At 53.6% G+C, this 399-nt stretch carries 1 protein-coding gene; it reads right to left on the bottom strand.

All coding sequences use genetic code 11. The features are described from left to right. Window positions 1-180: 180 nt before the first annotated feature. Window positions 181-399: imidazolonepropionase (locus HJY11_RS13330; protein WP_243764559.1), on the bottom strand; the 219-nt coding region annotated here is incomplete at its 5' end.

The following is a 399-nucleotide window of genomic DNA, read 5'->3' as shown; positions in this document are numbered from 1 at the left end:
GGAAGCTGCGTTCCCGCTGCTGCGCGATAGCTTCCGCAAGGGCGGCGTCCTTCTCCGGCCTGCCCAGACGGCGGACAAAGGCATAGTAGCCGCTTCTGGATACTGCAAAGAATTTGCACAGGATTGCCACAGGATACTCTGTTCTGTGTCGATATATGACATGATATTTTACCTTTGCCCTTACCTCCTTCCTGTGAACCGCAGAAAATCCCGCAGTAATTTGTTCTCCATCTGCAAGCGCTGGATCTCATATGCCTGTTCTGCCTCAATGCTTCTTGATGCGGCATCTTTCCCCGGCCGTCCTTTAGGCCTCGGAAGGATTCCGGCCTCCAGCTTGCGTTCTTTTCTCCTCTCGCGCTCAAGCAGCCTTTTTACCACCTGCTTATCCCGAAAGCCGTA

The organism is Bittarella massiliensis (ex Durand et al. 2017), from assembly GCF_017566145.1.
Taxonomy (GTDB): Bacteria; Bacillota; Clostridia; order Oscillospirales; family Ruminococcaceae; genus Bittarella; species Bittarella massiliensis_A.
Note: the sequence above shows the minus strand (reverse complement) of the source record. Positions and strands in the feature narration are given on the sequence as shown.